At 65.3% G+C, this 19,380-nt stretch carries 15 protein-coding genes; 14 read left to right on the top strand and 1 reads right to left on the bottom strand.

The annotated features are described in order from the left end of the window. The first annotated feature begins 61 nt into the window (after positions 1 to 61). The 14 genes from mobB (at position 62) to tcuB (ending at position 15,538) form a co-directional block, all read left to right on the top strand. A complete protein-coding gene (gene mobB, locus XF30_RS33955; protein ID WP_109145115.1) occupies positions 62 to 589 on the top strand; it encodes a molybdopterin-guanine dinucleotide biosynthesis protein B in 528 nt (175 codons plus the stop codon). A gap of 9 nt (positions 590 to 598) precedes the next feature. Continuing rightward, positions 599 to 1,855, top strand: coding sequence for a molybdopterin molybdotransferase MoeA (locus tag XF30_RS33950; protein WP_109145114.1), 1,257 nt, complete (start codon positions 599 to 601; stop codon positions 1,853 to 1,855). A gap of 47 nt (positions 1,856 to 1,902) precedes the next feature. Further along, positions 1,903 to 2,136: a sulfurtransferase TusA family protein gene (locus XF30_RS33945; protein WP_036011410.1), complete on the top strand. Its 234-nt coding sequence runs from the start codon at positions 1,903 to 1,905 to the stop codon at positions 2,134 to 2,136. Between the two features lie 269 nt (positions 2,137 to 2,405). Then, the gene (locus tag XF30_RS33940; protein ID WP_109145113.1) at positions 2,406 to 4,112 is read left to right on the top strand and encodes an NADH-ubiquinone oxidoreductase-F iron-sulfur binding region domain-containing protein; all 1,707 of its coding nucleotides are present in this window, start codon (positions 2,406 to 2,408) and stop codon (positions 4,110 to 4,112) included. Next, positions 4,109 to 6,877 (top strand): formate dehydrogenase subunit alpha, encoded by a 2,769-nt coding sequence (gene fdhF / locus XF30_RS33935; protein WP_109145112.1) that lies wholly within the window; start codon positions 4,109 to 4,111, stop codon positions 6,875 to 6,877. The genes XF30_RS33940 and fdhF overlap by 4 nt, the downstream gene beginning before the upstream one ends. A gap of 136 nt (positions 6,878 to 7,013) precedes the next feature. Further along, complete coding sequence (gene ybaK, locus XF30_RS33930; RefSeq protein ID WP_109145111.1) at positions 7,014 to 7,487, top strand: Cys-tRNA(Pro) deacylase; 474 nt, start codon at positions 7,014 to 7,016, stop codon at positions 7,485 to 7,487. Between the two features lie 18 nt (positions 7,488 to 7,505). Beyond that, positions 7,506 to 8,591, top strand: a complete 1,086-nt coding sequence (locus XF30_RS33925; protein ID WP_036011399.1) for a HupE/UreJ family protein — start codon at positions 7,506 to 7,508, stop codon at positions 8,589 to 8,591. A 161-nt stretch (positions 8,592 to 8,752) separates the two neighbouring features. Further along, complete coding sequence (locus tag XF30_RS33920; RefSeq protein WP_036011397.1) at positions 8,753 to 9,196, top strand: hypothetical protein; 444 nt, start codon at positions 8,753 to 8,755, stop codon at positions 9,194 to 9,196. Further along, complete coding sequence (locus XF30_RS33915) at positions 9,193 to 10,050, top strand: alpha/beta fold hydrolase (protein ID WP_109145110.1); 858 nt, start codon at positions 9,193 to 9,195, stop codon at positions 10,048 to 10,050. Before XF30_RS33920 ends, XF30_RS33915 begins: the two co-directional genes overlap by 4 nt. A gap of 16 nt (positions 10,051 to 10,066) precedes the next feature. After that, complete coding sequence (locus XF30_RS33910) at positions 10,067 to 11,263, top strand: ABC transporter substrate-binding protein (RefSeq protein ID WP_051057080.1); 1,197 nt, start codon at positions 10,067 to 10,069, stop codon at positions 11,261 to 11,263. A gap of 62 nt (positions 11,264 to 11,325) precedes the next feature. After that, on the top strand, positions 11,326 to 12,207 hold the full coding sequence (locus XF30_RS33905; protein ID WP_109145109.1) for an NAD(P)-dependent oxidoreductase: 882 nt from the start codon (positions 11,326 to 11,328) through the stop codon (positions 12,205 to 12,207). An 8-nt stretch (positions 12,208 to 12,215) separates the two neighbouring features. After that, on the top strand, positions 12,216 to 12,971 hold the full coding sequence (locus XF30_RS33900) for an IclR family transcriptional regulator (RefSeq protein ID WP_109145108.1): 756 nt from the start codon (positions 12,216 to 12,218) through the stop codon (positions 12,969 to 12,971). Positions 12,972 to 13,059: 88 nt separating this feature from the next. After that, positions 13,060 to 14,451, top strand: a complete 1,392-nt coding sequence (gene tcuA, locus XF30_RS33895) for an FAD-dependent tricarballylate dehydrogenase TcuA (RefSeq protein ID WP_109145107.1) — start codon at positions 13,060 to 13,062, stop codon at positions 14,449 to 14,451. Continuing rightward, positions 14,438 to 15,538, top strand: a complete 1,101-nt coding sequence (tcuB, locus tag XF30_RS33890; RefSeq protein ID WP_109145106.1) for a tricarballylate utilization 4Fe-4S protein TcuB — start codon at positions 14,438 to 14,440, stop codon at positions 15,536 to 15,538. Before tcuA ends, tcuB begins: the two co-directional genes overlap by 14 nt. Positions 15,539 to 15,564: 26 nt before the next feature. Here tcuB and XF30_RS33885 read toward each other — a convergent pair whose 3' ends face one another. Continuing rightward, positions 15,565 to 18,969 (bottom strand): acyl-[ACP]--phospholipid O-acyltransferase, encoded by a 3,405-nt coding sequence (locus tag XF30_RS33885; protein ID WP_109145105.1) that lies wholly within the window; start codon positions 18,967 to 18,969, stop codon positions 15,565 to 15,567. Positions 18,970 to 19,380 lie beyond the last annotated feature (411 nt).

The following is a 19,380-nucleotide window of genomic DNA, read 5'->3' as shown; positions in this document are numbered from 1 at the left end:
ATGACGGGGAGGGGATGGTGGTTCCATCGGCGAGCGCTGGTTGCTGGAAAAGAGAGCCGGAATGAAAGTCATCGGCCTTGCAGGCTGGAGCGGTGCGGGCAAGACCACGCTGTTGACGCGGCTGATCCCGCATTTCAACGCGCAGGGCCTGCGCGTCTCCGTGATCAAGCATGCGCATCACCAGTTCGACGTCGACATGCCCGGCAAGGATTCCTGGCGCCATCGCGAGGCCGGCGCGGCGGAGGTTCTGGTGGCCTCGTCGAAACGCTGGGCGCTGATGCATGAGCTGCGCGGGGCGGCGGAGCCGCGGCTGCCGGAGCTGCTCGACAAGCTCTCCGCGGTCGATCTCGTCGTGGTCGAGGGATTCAAGCGCGAGCCGCACCGCAAGATCGAGGTGCATCGTGCCGCCAACGGCAAGCCGCTGCTGTTTCCGGACGATCCCGGAATTGCCGGGATTGCGACCGACGTCGCGGTTGACACGAGGCTCCCGACTGTCCATCTCGACGATATCGAAGGCGCGGCGGCATTGATGCTACGGGCGGCGATGCCGGTCGAGGAAGCGGTAGCAAGAAGCGCCGCGATACGCTGACGAGGCACCATGGCGCAACTGTCGGACGATTGCTTTGCCTTCGGCGGCCCGATGATGTCGGTCGACGAAGCCGTCGGCTTCATCACGACGCGCGTTAACGCCATCGTCGATCTCGAGACGGTGGCGCTGGTCGATGCCGACGGGCGCGTGCTCGCGCGCGATGTGGCCGCGCCTTTGCCGCTGCCGCCGTTCACCAACTCCGCCGTCGACGGTTACGCCGTGCGCAATGCCGACCTTCCGGCAAGCGCAGAGCAGGCCTTCCCGCTCGACGGCCGCATCCAGGCCGGCGGCCTTGCGCAAGCGCCGATCAAACCCGGCCACATCGCGCGCATCTTCACCGGCGCCCCGATGCCGCAGGATGCGGAGACCGTCTTCATGCAGGAGGACGTCCGTGTCGATGCTTCAGGCAGGATCGTGCTGCCGCCGGGGCTGAAGCCCGGCGCAAATGTGCGGCCCGCAGGCGAGGACATTCCCCAAGGTCAGGTCGCGCTACGCGCCGGCCAGCGCCTGCGGCCGCAGCACGTCGCCCTTGCCGCCGCGTTCGGCCTGACGAGGCTCGACGTCGTCAGGCGCATCCGTGTCGCCGTGTTCTCGACCGGCGACGAGCTCGCCTCGCCCGGCGAGCCGCGCGCCGCCTCGCAATTGTTCGATTCCAATCGCTTCATGCTGATGGCGATGCTGCGGCGGCTCGGCTGCGAGGTCAGCGATCTCGGCATTCTGCGCGATGAGCGAGCGTCGCTGGCGCGCGGCCTGAAGCAGGTCGCAGGCGGCCATGACCTGATCCTCACCACCGGCGGCGTCTCGACCGGCGAGGAGGATCACGTCAAGGCGGCGGTGGAGAGCATCGGCTCGCTGGTGCTGTGGCGGATGGCGATCAAGCCCGGCCGTCCCGTCGCGATGGGCATCATCGACGGCACGCCGTTGATCGGACTTCCCGGCAATCCCGTCGCGAGCTTCGTGACATTCGTCCATGTGGTGCGACCGACGGCGTTGGCGCTGTCGGGCGCCTTGCCGGAGCCGCTCTTGCCCATCCCGCTGCGCGCGGCGTTCACCTACAAGAAGAAGGCCGGCCGGCGTGAATATGTGCGCGCCTCGCTGCGGCGCGCGCAGGACGGCGGGCTCGAGGCGATCAAGTTCCCGCGCGAAGGGGCAGGGCTCCTATCCTCGCTGGTCGAGACCGATGGCCTCGTCGAACTCGGCGAGGACATTACCAATGTCGAGCCGGGGCAGGACGTCGGCTTCCTGCCCTACGCCAGCCTGATCTGATGCCGCCTAACGTTGACGCAGCCGCTGCGCCTCGCCATGGTGCGGCCATGACCAGGACGACACTTGATCTCACCGGGTTGAAATGCCCGTTGCCGGCCCTCAAGACGCGGAAGGCGCTCAAGCCGCTCAAGGCAGGGGACCAGCTCGAAGTTCACTGCACCGATCCGCTCTCTGTGATCGATATTCCCAATCTGATCCGCGAGACCGGCGACAAGGTCGAGATCACCGAGCGCAACGAGGCGCGCATCGTGTTCCTGGTCGAAAAGAGCGACGCCCCGTAGAAAGGGAAATGTTCACGGCGGCGGCCCTTGCGCTCCCGCCGCGCCTCAAGCGACGTCGATAGGACTTCGCTATCGCAGCATGAGACGCCTTTATTGATCTCCCGGCCAATTCGGGCTTGGCTCGGCCTTGCTCAAGAACGCAGGGCCGGTGCTGGGCTCTGTTGAGCCGTGCAGCGTAACCACTTCCGCGAGCGTGATAATTTTCTTGGCATCTGGCATGCCAGAGGATAGAAGTGGAGTTCTGATAAGGACGAGATCGAGACGAAGCGATGAGCCACGACGACGTGCACAAGGTCCGCTCCTTCGAGCATCCCGGTGAGGGACGCCGACGCGCCAAGGCGACCCCCAAGGGGCGGCAGGTCGATCCCACGGCCGCGCACGAGATCGAGCTGTTGCTCGGCGACAGGCCGCGGCGGCGCGATCTGTTGATCGAATATCTGCACCTGATCCAGGACAAGTATCACCAGATCTCGGCGGCGCATCTGGCTGCGCTCGCCGACGAGATGAAGCTCGCCTTCGCCGAGGTGTTCGAGACGGCGACCTTCTACGCGCATTTCGACGTGGTGAAGGAAGGCGAGCCCGACATTCCCCCGCTGACGATCCGGGTCTGCGATTCGCTCACCTGCGCGATGCTTGGCGGCGAGAACCTGCTCGAAGATCTGCAGAGCGCGTCAGGTCCCGGCATCCGCGTCGTGCGCGCGCCCTGCGTTGGACGCTGCGACACAGCGCCGGCCGCCGAGGTCGGGCACAATTTCGTCGACCACGCGACCGTCGCCGATGTGATGGCGGCGGCAAAGGCCGGCGATACTCATACGCATCTGCCCAAATATACCGAGTACGATGCCTACGTCGCGGGTGGCGGCTACAAGCTGCTCAATCGTCTGCGCTCCGGCGAATTGTCGAAGGACGATCTCCTGAAGGCGCTCGACGACGCTTCGCTGCGCGGCCTTGGCGGCGCCGGCTTCCCGACCGGGCGCAAATGGCGCGCCGTGCTGGGCGAGCCCGGGCCGCGGCTGATGGCGATCAACGGCGACGAGGGCGAGCCCGGTACGTTCAAGGACCGCTATTATCTCGAAACCGATCCGCATCGCTTCATCGAGGGCATGTTGATCGGCGCCCACGTGGTGCAGGCGAGCGACGTCTACATCTATCTGCGCGACGAATATCCGGCCTCGCGCGAGATCCTCCAGCGCGAGATCGCAAAGCTTCCGTCGGGCGGCCCGACGCTGCATCTGCGGCGCGGCGCCGGCGCCTACATCTGCGGCGAGGAATCCTCGCTGCTGGAGAGCATCGAGGGCAAGCGCGGCCTGCCCCGGCACAAGCCGCCTTACCCGTTCCAGGTGGGCCTGTTCGGCCTGCCGACGCTGATCAACAATATCGAGACGCTGTGGTGGGTGCGCGACATCGTCGAGAAGGGCGCCGATTGGTGGAAGGGCCATGGCCGCCACGAGCGTCACGGCCTGCGCAGCTTCTCGGTCTCGGGCCGCGTCAAGAATCCCGGCATGAAGCTCGCGCCCGCGGGCATCACCGTGCGCGAGCTGATCGAGGAATATTGCGGCGGCATGGCCGACGGCCACCAGTTCTACGCCTATCTGCCGGGCGGTGCATCCGGCGGCATTTTGCCTGCAGCGATGGACGACATCCCGCTCGATTTCGGCACGCTGGAGAAATACGGCTGCTTCATCGGCTCGGCTGCGATCGTGATCCTGTCGCACAAGGACAGCGTGCGGTCGGCCGCACTGAACCTGATGAAGTTCTTCGAGGACGAGAGCTGCGGCCAGTGCACGCCGTGCCGCGTCGGTACCCAGAAGGCGGCGCTGCTGATGCAAAGGCCGGTCTGGAACCGTGCCTTGCTGGAAGAATTGAGCCAGGCGATGCGCGATGCCTCGATCTGCGGGCTCGGACAGGCGGCATCGAATCCGCTGTCTTCCGTGATCAAATATTTCCCTGACGAGTTCAAGGAAGCCGCCGAATGACCAAGATCACGTTCGAACTCGACGGCAAGCAGGTCGAGGCCAAACCCGGCGAGACCATCTGGCAGGTCGCAAAGCGCCAGGGCCGCGACATTCCGCACCTCTGCTATTCGCCGGCGCCGGACTATCGCCCCGACGGCAATTGCCGCGCCTGCATGGTCGAGATCGAGGGCGAGCGCGTGCTGGCTGCGTCCTGCAAGCGCACGCCGTCGGTCGGCATGAAGGTGAAGACCGAGAGCGCCCGCGCGACTGCTGCGCAGAAGATGGTGATGGAGCTGCTGGTCGCAGACCAGCCGGCGCGCGAAACCAGCCACGACCCGGAGTCGAAGTTCTGGCACTGGGCCGAGACGACAGGCGTCACCGAGAGCCGCTTTCCCGCCGCCGAGCGCTGGGCGACCGATGCCAGCCATCCGGCGATGCGCGTCAACCTCGATGCCTGCATCCAGTGCGGCCTGTGCGTGCGCGCCTGCCGTGAGGTCCAGGTCAACGACGTCATCGGCATGGCCTATCGCAATGCCGGCGCCAAGATCGTGTTCGACTTCGACGACCCCATGGGCGAGTCCACCTGCGTGGCCTGCGGCGAATGCGTGCAGGCCTGCCCGACCGGCGCCTTGATGCCGGCCGTGATGCTCGACGACAAGCAGACGCGCGTCACCTATGCCGACAAGAAGGTCGATTCGCTCTGCCCGTTCTGCGGCGTCGGCTGCCAGGTCACCTATGAGGTCAAGGACGAGAAGGTGATCTATGCGGAAGGCCGCGACGGCCCCGCCAATCACAATCGTCTCTGCGTGAAGGGCCGCTTCGGCTTCGACTACATCCACCATCCGCATCGCCTGACGAAGCCGCTGGTGCGGTTGCCGAACGCGAAGAAGGATGCGAACGATCAGGTCGATCCGGCCAATCCGTTCACGCATTTCCGCGAGGCGAGCTGGGAGGAAGCGCTCGACATCGCCGCCAAGGGCCTCGTCAAGATCCGCGACGAGAAGGGCGTGAAGGCGCTGGCCGGCTTCGGCTCGGCCAAGGGCTCGAACGAAGAGGCCTATCTGTTCCAGAAGCTGGTGCGCACCGGCTTCGGCTCCAACAACGTCGATCACTGCACGCGCCTCTGCCACGCTTCGTCGGTCGCGGCGCTGTTCGAAGGCCTCAGCTCGGGCGCGGTGTCGGCACCGTTCTCTGCCGCCATGGACGCCGAGGTCATCATCGTGATCGGCGCCAATCCGACTGTGAACCATCCGGTTGCGGCGACCTTCATCAAGAACGCGGTCAAGCAGAACGGCGCAAAACTGTTCGTTATGGATCCGCGCCGGCAGTCGCTGTCGCGGCATGCGACCAAGCATCTGCAGTTCAAGCCCGGCTCCGACGTCGCCATGCTGAACGCGATGATCAACACGATCATCACTGAGGGCCTGACCGACGACCAGTACATCGCCGGCTACACCGAGGGTTTCGAGGAGCTCAAGGAGAAGATCAAGGAGTTCACGCCGGAGAAGATGGAGCCGATCTGCGGCGTCCCGGCGCAGACCTTGCGCGAGGTGGCGCGCACCTATGCGCGCGCGAAATCGTCGATCATCTTCTGGGGTATGGGCATCAGCCAGCACGTCCACGGCACCGACAATGCGCGCTGCCTGATCGCGCTCGCGCTGATCACCGGCCAGGTCGGCCGTCCCGGCACCGGCCTGCATCCGCTGCGCGGCCAGAACAACGTGCAAGGCGCCTCCGATGCCGGCCTGATCCCGATGTTCCTGCCGGACTACCAGCCGGTCGGCCGCGACGATCTGCGCGGCAGTTTCGAAAAGCTCTGGCAGCAGGATCTCGATCCCGTCCGCGGCCTGACCGTTGTCGAGATCATGAACGCGATCCATGCCGGCGAGATCACGGGCATGTATATCGAGGGCGAGAATCCAGCGATGTCCGATCCCGATCTGCAGCACGCGCGCCACGCGCTGGCGATGCTCGATCATCTCGTGGTGCAGGACCTCTTCGTCACCGAGACTGCGTTCCACGCCGACGTGATCCTGCCGGCCTCGGCCTTCGCCGAGAAGGACGGCTCCTTCACCAACACCGACCGCCGCGTGCAGCTGGCGCGTCAGGTGATCAAGCCGCCCGGCGATGCGCGCCAGGATCTCTGGATCATCCAGGAGATCGGCAAGCGCATGGGCCTGCCGTGGAACTATGCCGGACCCGGCGACGTCTTCACCGAGATGGCAGAGCTGATGCCGTCGCTGAAGAACATCACCTGGGAGCGGCTGGTGCGCGAAGGCGCGGTGACCTATCCGGTCGACGATCCGAACAAGCCCGGCAACGAGATCATCTTCACCACAGGTTTCCCGACTGCGAGCGGCCGCGGCAAGATCGTGCCGGCCAAGGTCATCCCGCCGGACGAGATTCCCGACGACGAATATCCGATGGTGCTCTCGACCGGCCGCGTGCTGGAGCACTGGCACACCGGCTCGATGACGCGCCGCGCCCAGGTGCTTGACCAGATCGAGCCCGAGGCGGTCGCGTTCATGTCGCCAAAGGACATGCGCAAGAAGAAGCTGGTGCCCGGCGATTTCATTCGCCTGGAGACCCGCCGCGGCGCCGTCGAGGTCAAGGTCCGCTCCGACCGCGACGTGCCGGAGAACATGGTGTTCATGCCGTTCTGCTACGCCGAGGCGGCGGCGAACCTGCTCACCAACCCGGCACTGGACCCGTTCGGCAAGATCCCGGAGTTCAAGTTCTGCGCGGCGAGGGCCGAGCGCGCCGAGATGCGTGACGCGGCGGAGTAGGGGACGTCATGGGTGGGGCGCATGGTGCCCACACCGTCATTGCGAGCGAAGCGAAGCAATCTAGACTGCCTCCGCGGCAAGATTCTGGATTGCTTCGTCGCTTCGCTCCTCGCAATGACGGTGCTACATGTGACGCATGTCCAAAGTCACCCCCGCGACACGCGCACTCACGGCCGCCGGTGTTGCCTTCACCGTGCACACCTACGACTATGATCCCGACGCCGAGAGCATCGGGCTGCAGGCGGCGGCCGCGCTCGGCGAGGAGCCGGCGCGCGTCCTGAAGACGCTGATGGCGCTGGTCGACGGCAAGCCGGTGTGCGTGGTCGTGCCGTCCAACCAGGAGGTCTCGATGAAGAAGCTGGCGGCGGCGGCGAGCGGCAAGTCGGCGCAGATGATGAAGCCGCCCGAGGCCGAGCGCGTCACCGGCTACAAGGTCGGCGGCATCAGCCCGTTCGGGCAGCGCAAGCCTGTGCGCACCGTGATCGAGCAGAGCGCGCTTGCGCATGATCTCGTCTATCTCAATGGAGGCCAGCGCGGCTTGCAGGTCCGGCTGAAGCCGGCCGATGCGCGGGACGTCCTGAAGGCCGTGGTGGCGGATGTGCTGGCGTGAGCGCGATGGAGCGGGATCATGAGGCGGCTGCTTCTGGCGGGGTTCTGGGTGCTGCTCGGCATCGCTTTTCCGGCAGAGGCACATGAGGTCAATCTCGTCACCGCGCGCGTGGGGCTGAGCCCTGATCGCTCGGTGAGCGTCGAGCTCGGGTTGAAGGGCAGCGATGTCGATCGCCTGATCGGTACGAAGATCTATGATCCGAGACGGGACGCGGTCGATCCTGTCGCGGTCGAAGCGGCCAAGCCCGCGATCCTTGCCTATATGGGCACGCACCTGGCTGTCACAGGTGGTGCCAAGGCCTGTGTTGCCGGAGATGCCGCGATCTTGGCCGACGGCGACGGCGTCGTCTATCGCAACAGCTTTGCCTGCGCGGACGCCGCCGGCGATCTCATCTATCGTTCCACCGTGCTGACCGAGAAGGACAAGGCTGCTCGACAAGTCGTGCTGATTGCGCAGGGGCGGTCGGAAACGCAGGCCTTGCTCGACGCCGGCAACACGACGGTCACGCTTTCAACCGCGCCGCCGTCGCTGTGGTCGACGATGCAGCGCTATGTCATCACCGGCATCGAGCACATCTTCCTCGGTTACGATCACATCGCATTCCTGATCGCGGTGGTGCTGTGGGCGCGACGGCTCATGCCCGTCGTCAAAATCGTGACGGCCTTCACCATTGCCCATTCAATCACCTTGTCGCTGGCCGCGCTCGATGTTCTCGTGATTCCGAGCAGCATCGTGGAGCCTGCAATTGCGGCCTCGATCGTCTTCGTGGCTGTGGAGAACTTCTTCTCGCGCGACGTCGACAGGCGCTGGCGCGTGGCTTTTCTGTTCGGCTTGATCCACGGCTTCGGCTTCGCGGGGGTGCTGCGTGACATCGGGTTACCGCCAAACACAGCCGTGCCGGCGCTTGCCGCTTTCAACATCGGCGTCGAGATCGGGCAGGTCGCGATCGTTGCGGTCGCGTTGCCGACCCTCCGTCTCGCCGATCGATGGAGCGGAGGGGACCGGTCCGAACCGGTGAGGGCGGCGGGGCTGGTTTACACGTTCTCTGCCATGATCGGCCTGCTCGGCGGCTATTGGCTGGTCGCGCGCGTCTTCGAAGCTTGAAATCAAGCGGTCTCTCTCGCGCGGTCGGCCTGCTTCCGCCACGGCGCGCGGCCCCACGGCTCCTGCGCACTTGAGTTCGCTCACAAGCCCTGTATAGAAACTGGAATAGAAACAGAATATCGTTCTGTACAATAGAACGAACGCAATTGAGGGACGAGACAATGGAATTCGAACGCGTCCGGCAGGACGACGGCTCACCGGTGCCATTCACGCCCGATGCCGTCATCGAAGCCTTCAAGGCGATTCCCGATTTGCTGATCCGCGACGAGGCCCTCACTGCCCGTGGTCGCTGGCTCGATGTGGATTGCCTGCTCGGGCCGAGCACGCAGCCATTCCACCTCGCCATTCGGGCCGGTCGGATCGTCGACATGGCGCCGGCGCCAGTGCTGATGCGTTCCTGGCGCTTCTCCTATCGCGCGACGCCCGCCGCGTTCGCCGCATATTGGCAACGAATGCCGCCGGCGGGATGGCACGATCTGCTGGCGTTGACCAAGCGCGGGCAGGCGACGCTCGAAGGCGATCTGCATCCGTTCATGGCGTACCTTCAGTATTTCAAGGATCTTCTGGCGCTACCGCGGCGCAGCGGGTTCGGAGGCGCGTCATGAACGGCTTCATCGAGCCGATTGTCGGGCGCTACGTGCACGTCGAGATCGATGGCGAGGTCAACAGGATCTATTTCGAGGAGAACGGCAGCGGCATTCCCCTGGTTTGCCTCCACACCGCCGGCTCCGACGCGCGGCAGTGGCGTCATCTGCTCGTGGACGACGAGTTCACGAGGCATTTCCGAGTCATCACCTTCGACATGCCCTGGCATGGTAAGTCCAATCCCCCGGACAGCCGATATGGCAGCGAATACCGGCTGACCACCGCGAGCTACACGGCGACGATCCGCGCCTTCTGCAGCGCGCTTGGGCTAGAGCGGCCGGTGGTGATGGGTTGCTCGATCGGTGGCCGCATCGTGCTCAATCTCGCCATTGCGCATGCTCACGAGTTTCGCGCTCTGATCGGCCTTGAGGCCGCCGACTTCCAGCAGCCCTGGTACGAAACGACCTGGCTGAACCGGCCCGATGTTCATGGCGGCGAGGTCTGCGCCGCGCTGGTATCGGGATTGATCGCGCCTGGCGGTCCTGAGGGTGCGCGCAACGAGACACTGTGGGGCTACAAGCAGGGCGGACCCGGCATCTTCAAGGGCGATCTTTATTTCTATCGCGTCGATGGCGATCTGCGTGGTCGCACCGGCAACATCGACGTCAACCAGTGCCCGCTCTATCTGCTGACCGGCGAGTACGATTTCTCCTGCACGCCGGAGGACACGCTGCGGACCGCCGCCGGGATTCCCGGTGCGAAGGCCACCGTCATGGAGCGGCTCGGCCATTTTCCGATGAGTGAAAACCCAGGCCAGTTCCGCCGCTACATCGCGCCGGTGCTGCAAAACATCCTCGATAAGCAAAAGTCGTAAACGGGAGGCGTATGTTATGAAGTTGCGTTGGATGATTGCGGTCGCTCTGGCCGCGCAGACGAGTGCCGCGGTCGCGGCCGACGATGTCATCAGGATCGGCGTTCTCAACGACCAGTCCGGTGTGTTCGCCGACAATGGAGGGCGGGGCTCGGTCGCCGCCGCAAGGCTCGCCGCGGAGGATTTCGGCAACGAACTCCTCGGCAAGAAGATCGAGATCATTTCGGCCGACCATCAGAACAAGCCGGACATCGCATCGGCAACTGCGCGCAAATGGTTCGACAATGAGGGCGTCGACATGATCGCGGACGGCGCAGCCTCCTCGGCCGGCTTTGCCATCCTGGAAGTCGCCAAGCAGAAGAACAAGATCTTCGTCATCTCGGGTCCGGGCTCGTCCGATTTCACGGGAAAGTCCTGCTCGCCGATCAGCTTCCACTTCAACTACGACACCTACGCGCTGTCGAAGCTGACCAGCGACGCGATCACGCGGGCTGGCGGCAAGACCTGGTACTTCGTGACAGCCGACTACGCCTTCGGTCACGCGCTTCAGCGCGATGCCACGAAGTTCATCGACGTCGCCGGCGGCAAAGTGATCGGCTCGGCCGCGCATCCGCTCGGCACTGCGGATTTTGCGTCCTTTCTGCTGCAGGCGCAGGGATCCAAGGCCGACGTCGTTGGCCTTGCGACGTCGGGCGCGGACGTGCAGACCGCGATCAAGCAGGCTGGTGAGTTCGGCATCGTCGAGGGCGGCCAGAAGCTCGCCGGCCTCCTGGTCTTCATCACGGATGTGAACTCGCTTGGCCTGAAGGTCACGCAGGGTTTGCAGGTGACGACCTCGTTCTACTGGGACCTCAACGAGCAGACCCGGGCCTGGTCGAAGCGCTACTCGACGCTGATGGACGGCAAGGTCGCGAGCATGGTGCAGGCAGGCGTCTACAGCGGCGTCCGACATTACCTCGCCGCCGTCAAGGCAGCGGGCACCACCGATGCAACGGTCGTTGCCGCCAAGATGCACGAGCTGAAGGTCAACGACATGTACAACAAGGACGTTGCGGTCCGCCCCGACGGGCGCGTGCTGCACACGATGTATCTCGTGCAAGTGAAGAAGCCGGAGGAGTCCAAGTACAAGTTCGACTATTACCGGATCGTCGGCTCCAAGCCGGGCGACGAGGTATTCCGGCCGTTGAGCGAAGGCGGCTGCCCGCTGGTAAAGTAACTGCGCCGGCCGGGCGGGACCGGCGTCCGCCCGGCCACACGACTTCGAGGGAGAGTTAAGGAATGTCTGGTTCGATTGGGTTCATCGGTCTTGGCGTCATGGGCGAGCCGATCTGCCGCAACCTGTTGCGCAAGAGCGGCCGGCCGGTGCTTGCCTTCGACCTTGCTGCGGAGCCGTTGGCTCGGGTCGCAGCTGACGGAGCGACGGCGACGACGTCGATCGGGGATGTCGTCGCCGGCGCACAGACGGTCTTCCTGTGCCTGCCCAGCGCCAAGCACGTCATGTCGGTCTTCGAGAGCATCCTGCCGGCGGTCAAGCGCGACCAGACTGTGATCGATCTCGGCACGTCCGACGTCGGCCTGACCCGTTCATTCGCGAAGCAGCTCGCGGAGAAGGGCGCGCTCTGGATCGATGCGCCGATCGCGCGCACCCGCCAGGCAGCCCAGGACGGCACGCTCAGCGTTATGGTCGGCGCGACAGCCGAGCAGTTCGCCGCGGTCGAGCCGCTGATCCGGCATTTTGCGACCGACGTCACTCTCTGTGGCGTAACCGGCGCAGGCCAAGTGACGAAGATCCTCAACAACATGGTGCTGTTCGAGACGGTGAATGCGCTGGCGGAGGCCGTCGCGCTTGCCAAGCACAGCGGCGTCGAGCCGAAGCTGCTGCTGGAGACGTTGTCCAAGGGGTCGGCGGACAGTTTTGCCCTGCGCAATCACGGCATGAAGGCGATCGTCGCCGGGGAGTTTCCGCTGCGGGCGTTCTCCACTGAATATGCAATGAAGGACCTCTCCTATGCGCTGGAGCTCGGCGCGCAGGCTGGGCTCAACCTGCGCGGCGCCGCGCTTATGCGCACCATCTTCCAGGAGACGATCGACAAGGGGATGGGGGATGCTTACTTTCCCGTCATCGCTAAGCTCATCGATTTCTCCGGATTCCCCCAATAGGAAACGCCATGCCTTCGCCCGGTGTCGCCGCCGTCGACCGCGCTCTGACGATCCTTGCCGCGTTCGAGGATGCCCCGGAGCCGATGACGCTGGCGGAGCTTGCCAAGCGCACCAAGATGTACAAAAGCACGCTGTTGCGGCTGATGGCCTCGCTTCAGGAATTCGGCTACCTCGTGCAACTCGCCGACGGCCGCTACCATCTCGGGCCGACGCCGTTCCGGCTGGGTGCGGTGTACCAGCGCAACAACAATCTGCATGATCGAGTGATGCCGCTGCTGCGCCAGCTCGTGGCCGACGGCGCCGAAAGTCCGTCGTACCACGTCCGGCATGATGCCAAGCGCCGGCTCTGCGTGTTCCGCGTCGATTCCCAACACTCTACGCTCGACCGCGTCGAGGCCGGCATGCTGCTGCCGCTGGAGCGCGGGGCGGCGGGCCGGGTTATCCTCGCCTTCGACGGTGAGAAAGGCGCGACCTATGACGCGATTCGCGAGGGCTGCATCGCAGTGTCGTTCGGGGAGCGCGATCCGGATTGTGCCGGGCTGGCCTGCCCCGTGTTCGGGTCCGGCGGCAAGTGCGTCGGCGCCTTGTCGCTCTCGGGGCCGAAGCCGCGCTTCACGAGGGACAATATCAAGACGATGACGTCGCTGTTGCTGAAGGCAGCCATCCGCCTGACGCGCACGCTGGGCGGTCCGACCGAGGCTCTCGACAATGCCTTATCGGCTTCGGCTGAAGACGCGCGTCCAGTGCGCAGGGCGAGGCGCTAGTTGTCGACAAAATGCGCAACGCTGGAAGGTCGAGCATGCCACTGATGGACAGAATTTCTCCAATCTCGCATGCCGTCGGGCAGACGGGATGAGCAGCAAATACGACGTGCTGGTGATCGGCGGCGGCAATGCCGCCCTGTGCGCGGCGATCAGCGCGCGGCGCGGCGGGGCCTCGGTGCTCGTGCTCGAAGGCGCGCCAAAATTCTATCGCGGCGGCAACACCCGCCACACCCGCAACATGCGCTGCGCCCATGATGCCCCCACCGAGATCCTGACTGGACCCTATACAGAGGAAGAGTTCTGGGAAGATCTCTTGCGCGTCACGGGCGGACAGACCGATGAGGTGCTGGCGCGTCACATGATCCGCGAATCCAAGGACATCCTGAACTGGATCGTGGAGCAGGGCGTGCGCTGGCAGCCCTCGCTCGGCGGCACGCTGAGCCTCGGCCGCACCAACTCCTTCTTCCTGGGCGGCGGGCGGGCGATGCTGAACGCGCTTTATCTCACCGCGGAGCGGCTCGGTGTCGACGTCGAATACGACGCCGAAGTCGTCGATCTCGTGATCGAGGACGGCATGTTCCTCGCCGCGCGCCTCCAGCGGCCGATCAAGGGCGAGACCGAGATCCGCGCGACATCACTGGTCGCCGCCGCCGGCGGGTTCGAGGCCAACATCGAATGGCTCAAGCAATATTGGGGCGAGGCCGCCGACAACTTCCTGATCCGCGGCACGCCCTATAACCGCGGCTCGATCCTGAAGATGCTGCTCGACAAGGGCGTGCAGGAGGTCGGCGATCCCACGCAGTGTCATGCGGTCGCGATCGATGCCCGCGCGCCGAAATTCGACGGCGGCATCATCACGCGGCACGACTCCGTCGTGTTCGGCATCGTCGTCAACAAGCATGCCCAGCGCTTCTACGACGAGGGCGAGGACCTCTGGCCGAAGCGGTACGCGATCTGGGGCCGGCTGGTCGCGGCGCAGCCCGACCAGATCGCCTACATCATCTTCGATTCCACCGTCGTGACCAGCTTCATGCCGACGTTGTTTCCGCCGATCGCCGGGCAGACGATCGCGGAGCTCGCCGGCAAGCTCGCGCTCGATCCGGCCGCGCTGGAACAGACCATCACCGAGTTCAACGCCGCGGTGCGGCCCGGGACCTTCGACCACACCATTCTGGATGATTGCGTGACGGAGGGCATCACGCCGCCCAAGACGCATTGGGCGCGCCGGATCGAGACGCCGCCTTTTCTCGCTTATCCGGTGCGGCCCGGCATCACCTTCACCTATCTCGGCACGCGCGTGAACAAGGAGGCGCGAATGCTGATGAAGGACGGCAAGCCCTCCGCCAACATGTTCGCGGCCGGCGAGATCATGGCCGGCAATGTGCTCGGCAAGGGCTATGCGGCCGGCATGGGCATGACGATCGGCAGCGTGTTCGGGCGGATCGCAGGACGGGAAGCGGCGAAACATGCACGGAACTAGGATTCTCGACGAAGCCGACCGTCTGATGACGGTCTGCAATTCCTGCCGCTATTGCGAGGGCCTGTGCGCGGTGTTTCCGGCCATGGAGATGCGGCGCGCCTTCTCCGACGGCGATCTCAACTATCTCGCCAATCTCTGCCATTCCTGCGGCGCCTGCTACGTCGACTGCCAGTTCTCGCCGCCGCACGAATTCAACGTCAACGTCCCGAAGACGTTGGCGGTTGCGCGCGCGGAGTCCTATGCGGCCTATGCCTGGCCGCGGCCGCTATCCGGCGCCTTCGCGCGCAACGGCCTCGTCATCAGCATCACCGCCGCGCTCAGCATGGCGATCTTCATTCTCGGCTTTGCCGCCTTGAATGACCGCGGCGTGTTGTTCGGCGTGCACACCGGGCCCGGCGCCTTCTACAAGCTGATGCCGCACAACGCGATGGTCGCGCTGTTTGGCGCCGCATTCCTCTACGCGATCCTCGCACTCGTCATGAGCGTGCGTGCCTTCTGGCGCGACATCGGCACACCGATCGGCAACCGCGCCGACGGCGGATCGATCTTTCAGGCGATCCGCGACGCCGGTGAGCTGCGCTATCTCCATGGCGGCGGCGTCGGCTGCTACAACGAAGACGACAAGCCGACCGACCGGCGCAAGCTCTATCATCACCTGACTTTCTACGGCTTCATCCTGTGCTTCGCAGCGACGTCGGTCGCGACGCTCTATCACTATCTGCTCGGCCGCGAGGCGCCGTATCCGTGGTGGGACCTGCCCGTGGTGCTCGGCACGCTCGGCGGCATCGGCCTGATCGTCGGGCCGATCGGCCTGTTCGCCGCCAAGATGCGGCGCGATCCCGCGCTGCTCGACGAATACAGCTACGGCATGGACGTCGGCTTCATCGCCATGCTGTTCCTGACCGGCCTCACCGGAATGCTGCTGCTGGTGCTGCGCGAGACTGCCGCGATGGGACCGCTGCTCGCGCTGCATCTCGGCGCCGTGTTCGCGTTGTTCATCACGATGCCCTACGGCAAGTTCGTGCACGGCCTTTATCGCTTCGCCGCGCTGGTGCGCTATGCGCAGGAGCGACGGACGGCGGCGTGACCCCGCGCCGCCCGTCTCGCAACCTCTTACGCCACCTCGCGCTCGGGCGGGGATCCCTGCTCGCGGGCCATCGTCGTGGCCGTGACATAGTCGGTCTTGCCGGTGCCGAGCAGCGGCACCTTGTCGACCACCATGATCGCAGCGGGCACGGTGAGCTCGGAGGCGCCGATCGCCTTGGCCTGGGCCTGCATCGCGCTGCGCTCGGCATTCTTCTCCGTCGTCAGCAGCACGATGCGCTCGCCCTTGCGCTGGTCGGGGATCGACACGGCGATCGATGCGGCCTGCGGCCACAACGCCGTCGCGATGGCTTCGACCGCCGACAGCGAGACCATTTCGCCCGCGATCTTGGCAAAGCGCTTGGCGCGGCCCTTGATGGTGATGAAGCCGGCCGCGTCGATCGAAACGATGTCGCCGGTGTCGTGCCAGCCGTCGGGGAGCTTTTCGAGCACGCCGGGATTTTCGGCCCTGAGGTAGCCGAGCATCACGTTCGGGCCGCGCACCGAGAGGCGTCCGCCTTCCTCGATGCCAGGGACCGGATCGAGGCGGCTTTCCATCAGCGGCGAGAGACGGCCGACGGTGCCGGGGCGGTTGGCCATCGGCGTGTTCATCGCCAGCACCGGCGCCGTCTCGGTGACGCCATAGCCTTCGAGGATGCGAATGCCGTAGCGCTCCATGAAGACCTGCCGCGTGCGGTCCTTGACCGCCTCGGCGCCGGCGATGACGAGGCGCAGGGTGCGGAAGTCGTAAGCGTGCGCCGAGCGCGCATAGCCGGTCAGGAACGTATCCGTGCCGAACAGGATCGTAGCGCCGGTCTGGTAGATCAGCTCGGGCACGATCCGGTAGTGCAGCGGCGAGGGATACATGTAGATCGGAATGCCCGCCAGCATCGGCATCATCATTCCGCCCGTGAGTCCAAACGAGTGGAACACCGGCAACACGTTGAACACCTTGTCGTTGGCATTGGCATCGACCCGCGCCAGCGCCTGCGCCGCGTTGGCGAGGATGTTGCGGTGGGACAGCACCACGCCCTTGGGCGTACCTTCCGAGCCCGACGTGAACAGCACGACGGCGGGATCGTTGGCCTGGCGGGGCACGCGCGGCGTCGTGCCGGCGAGCAGGCCCTTGATCTTGTCGGCGATGCCGATCGAGGCGCGGACGTCCTCGAGATAGACGACGCGTGCCTCCGCGGAGATCGCAGTCATCAGCTTGTCGAGCTTGCCTTTCTCGATGAAGGCCTTCGACGTCAGCACGGTCTTGACCTGCGCGGCCTTCATGGCGGCGAGCACGTTGACCGGACCGGCCGAGAAATTGAGCATCGCCGGCACCCGGCCGCTGTTCTGCAGCGCCATGAAGACGACGGCGACGCCCGCGGAGTTCGGCAGCAGCACGCCGACATTCTCGCCGGTTGCGGTGCCGTTCTCGAGCTTGCGGCTCAGGACCTGCGCGCCGAGGATCAGCTTGCGATAAGTCAGCTTGGTGCCGAGCGCGTCCTCGATGATGACCTTGCCGGTGTCGCGGTCGCGATAGGCGTGTCCGAGAGCTTCGAACAGCGTGTGATCGAGCATGGCGTTCTTGACGAGGGCGTCGATCATGACGTCCTGCAGCGCGGCGCCGGCAGCGTTGCGGCGTGCCTTGCCCTTGAGCGTTTCGTCGACCGGAAGCTTGACCGGCGGCAGGATCGTCACCGTCACGCGCGGAAACCAGGACCGCTTGATCTGGCTGGAGTTGAGATAGCTGAGATAGGAGCGCTGCGCGCCTTCGATCCGGACCGGCACGACCACGGCGTCAGCCTTGTCCGCGATCATCGCGGTGCCGTCATACACCTTCATCAGCGATCCCGAGACGGTGATGCGTCCCTCAGGGAAGATCACGACAGGCTCGCCCGCCGCCACCAGCTTGATCAGGTCGCGCGCAGCCAGCGGCTTGGTCGGGTCCATAGTGTAGTGCTTGACGGCGCGCAGGAACGGCTTGGCCCACCAGGCCTTGGCGATGCCGGTGTCGACCGCAAAGCTCGCGTCGATCGGCAGCACGGCGTGCAGCAGCGGGCCGTCGATCAGGCTGACATGGTTCGGCGCGATCAGCATGCGCGTGCCGGGAGGCGGCAGGTTTTCGAGGCCGCGCACCTCGGTACGGAACAGGGCGCGGAACAGAAGCCCGCCAGCATCGCGCACGCCTTCCTTGCCCCACTTGGTCAGCACGAACCACACCGCGCCGAAGCTGGCGACGCCGAGGCCGAAGAAGATCCAGCCGATATGCAGACCTGCCGCCTGCAACAGCGCGACGAACAGCGAGCCGACCACCATGAAGGCGGCCTGCAGCACGTTGCCGGCGGCGATGATGCGGGCGCGCTCGGAAGGTTGCGACCAGGCCTGGACCGCGGCAAAGGACGGAACGACGAACAGGCCGCCGCCGAAGGCGAAGGCGACGAAGTCGGCCAGCATGCGCAGGCCACCGAACGAAGTCGCGAAGCCGAGCGCGGTGATCTCGTGCCCCTTTGCGGTGACGCCGATGGCCCAGGCGAGATCGAGGCCGGCAAAGCCCATGATGATGGCGCCGATCGGCACCAGCGCGAGGTTCGGGCGAACGTGGCTGAGGCTGGCGGCAAACAGCGAGCCGATGGCGATGCCGATCGCGAAGATGGCAAGGCACAGCGTCACGACGCCCTCGGTGCCGCCGACGACGTCCTTGATCAGCGCCGGCAGCAGCGACAGCACGATGGCGCCGACCAGCCAGAACCAGGAGACGATCACGGTGCCGTCCCAAAGGCGATGGTCGGCACGAAGCGTCCTGAGCAGGCTCACCGTCGAGGTCCAGGGATTGGCGTCGACGGGCAGCTCAGGCGCGGAGGGCGTCGTCTGCGGAATGCGGGACGCGAACGCCCAGGACAACACGGCCAGCACGACCACGGCGGATGCGACCCAGCCCATATGCGCGGAGCCGGCGACGAACTGGCCGCCCGCGACGGTGCCGAGCAGGATCGCCATGAAGGTCGCGCCTTCGACCAGCGCGTTGCCGGTCGCGAGTTCGCCGAGCTCGAGCTGGTCCGGCAGCATCGCGTATTTCACCGGGCCGAACAGCGCGGCGATGGTGCCGAACAGCGCGAGCGCGGCGAACAAGAGCGGTACCGAATGCAGGAAGAAGCCGGCAGCGGCGAAGCAAGCTGCAAAGATCTCGACGAATTTGAGCCGCCTTGCGACGACGGATTTGACGTATTTGTCGGCGAGCTGGCCGCCGAGCCCGGACAGGATGAAGTAGGGGAAGATGAAGACGGCGCCTGCCACCGTCACCAGCGCATCGCCGTGGCTCGTTGCCGCGCTGTAGAGCAGGATGATGACGAGCGCATTCTTGAGCACGTTGTCATTGAGCGCCGAGAAGAATTGCGCCCAGAACAGCGGCGCAAAGCGGCGTGACGACATCAATTCCCTGATCATGACTGGTCCTGTTTTGGCAAGGCAGACTGAGGTTGTTACGTTGTCTGTGAAACGTCACGACCGGAAGCATAGGGCGAACGATTGCGCGGCAACGAAGTTGCTGGCCTGCTCTGTCCCCTCGGTTCCTCCGATCCTGTTGGTCTCCAATCGGCATCGTTAGGTTCGCAAATATCCGGTCGAGGCCGGGCGGAGCGGCCTCGCTCGCCCGGATATGGCGCCGGGCGATGAAGGAAAGACTGAACCGCATCGTCGAAATCGGCCGGATCGGCCACGCCCGTCCGGACATGGTTAAGTCCATCCTGCAGCCGGCGCTTGCATTCGAGCCGACCCGCGTGCGCGCCTCAGGTGAGATGGGCGAGGTGGCGAAACGGCGAGAAGCGGCCGAGCAGGCTGAACCGGCGGCCCTCGTGA

The organism is Bradyrhizobium sp. SUTN9-2 (assembly GCF_003122645.1).
Classification (GTDB): Bacteria; Pseudomonadota; Alphaproteobacteria; order Rhizobiales; family Xanthobacteraceae; genus Bradyrhizobium; species Bradyrhizobium yuanmingense.
Note: the sequence above shows the minus strand (reverse complement) of the source record. Positions and strands in the feature narration are given on the sequence as shown.

Bases quoted from the DNA above. Each gene is read 5' to 3' on its own strand.
- mobB (WP_109145115.1), top strand. From the start codon at position 62: ATGAAAGTCATCGGCCTTGCAGGCTGGAGCGGTGCGGGCAAGACCACG.
- XF30_RS33950 (WP_109145114.1), top strand. From the start codon at position 599: ATGGCGCAACTGTCGGACGATTGCTTTGCCTTCGGCGGCCCGATGATG.
- XF30_RS33945 (WP_036011410.1), top strand. From the start codon at position 1,903: ATGACCAGGACGACACTTGATCTCACCGGGTTGAAATGCCCGTTGCCG.
- XF30_RS33940 (WP_109145113.1), top strand. From the start codon at position 2,406: ATGAGCCACGACGACGTGCACAAGGTCCGCTCCTTCGAGCATCCCGGT.
- fdhF (WP_109145112.1), top strand. From the start codon at position 4,109: ATGACCAAGATCACGTTCGAACTCGACGGCAAGCAGGTCGAGGCCAAA.
- ybaK (WP_109145111.1), top strand. From the start codon at position 7,014: ATGTCCAAAGTCACCCCCGCGACACGCGCACTCACGGCCGCCGGTGTT.
- XF30_RS33925 (WP_036011399.1), top strand. From the start codon at position 7,506: ATGAGGCGGCTGCTTCTGGCGGGGTTCTGGGTGCTGCTCGGCATCGCT.
- XF30_RS33920 (WP_036011397.1), top strand. From the start codon at position 8,753: ATGGAATTCGAACGCGTCCGGCAGGACGACGGCTCACCGGTGCCATTC.
- XF30_RS33915 (WP_109145110.1), top strand. From the start codon at position 9,193: ATGAACGGCTTCATCGAGCCGATTGTCGGGCGCTACGTGCACGTCGAG.
- XF30_RS33910 (WP_051057080.1), top strand. From the start codon at position 10,067: ATGAAGTTGCGTTGGATGATTGCGGTCGCTCTGGCCGCGCAGACGAGT.
- XF30_RS33905 (WP_109145109.1), top strand. From the start codon at position 11,326: ATGTCTGGTTCGATTGGGTTCATCGGTCTTGGCGTCATGGGCGAGCCG.
- XF30_RS33900 (WP_109145108.1), top strand. From the start codon at position 12,216: ATGCCTTCGCCCGGTGTCGCCGCCGTCGACCGCGCTCTGACGATCCTT.
- tcuA (WP_109145107.1), top strand. From the start codon at position 13,060: ATGAGCAGCAAATACGACGTGCTGGTGATCGGCGGCGGCAATGCCGCC.
- tcuB (WP_109145106.1), top strand. From the start codon at position 14,438: ATGCACGGAACTAGGATTCTCGACGAAGCCGACCGTCTGATGACGGTC.
- XF30_RS33885 (WP_109145105.1), bottom strand. From the start codon at position 18,969: ATGATCAGGGAATTGATGTCGTCACGCCGCTTTGCGCCGCTGTTCTGG.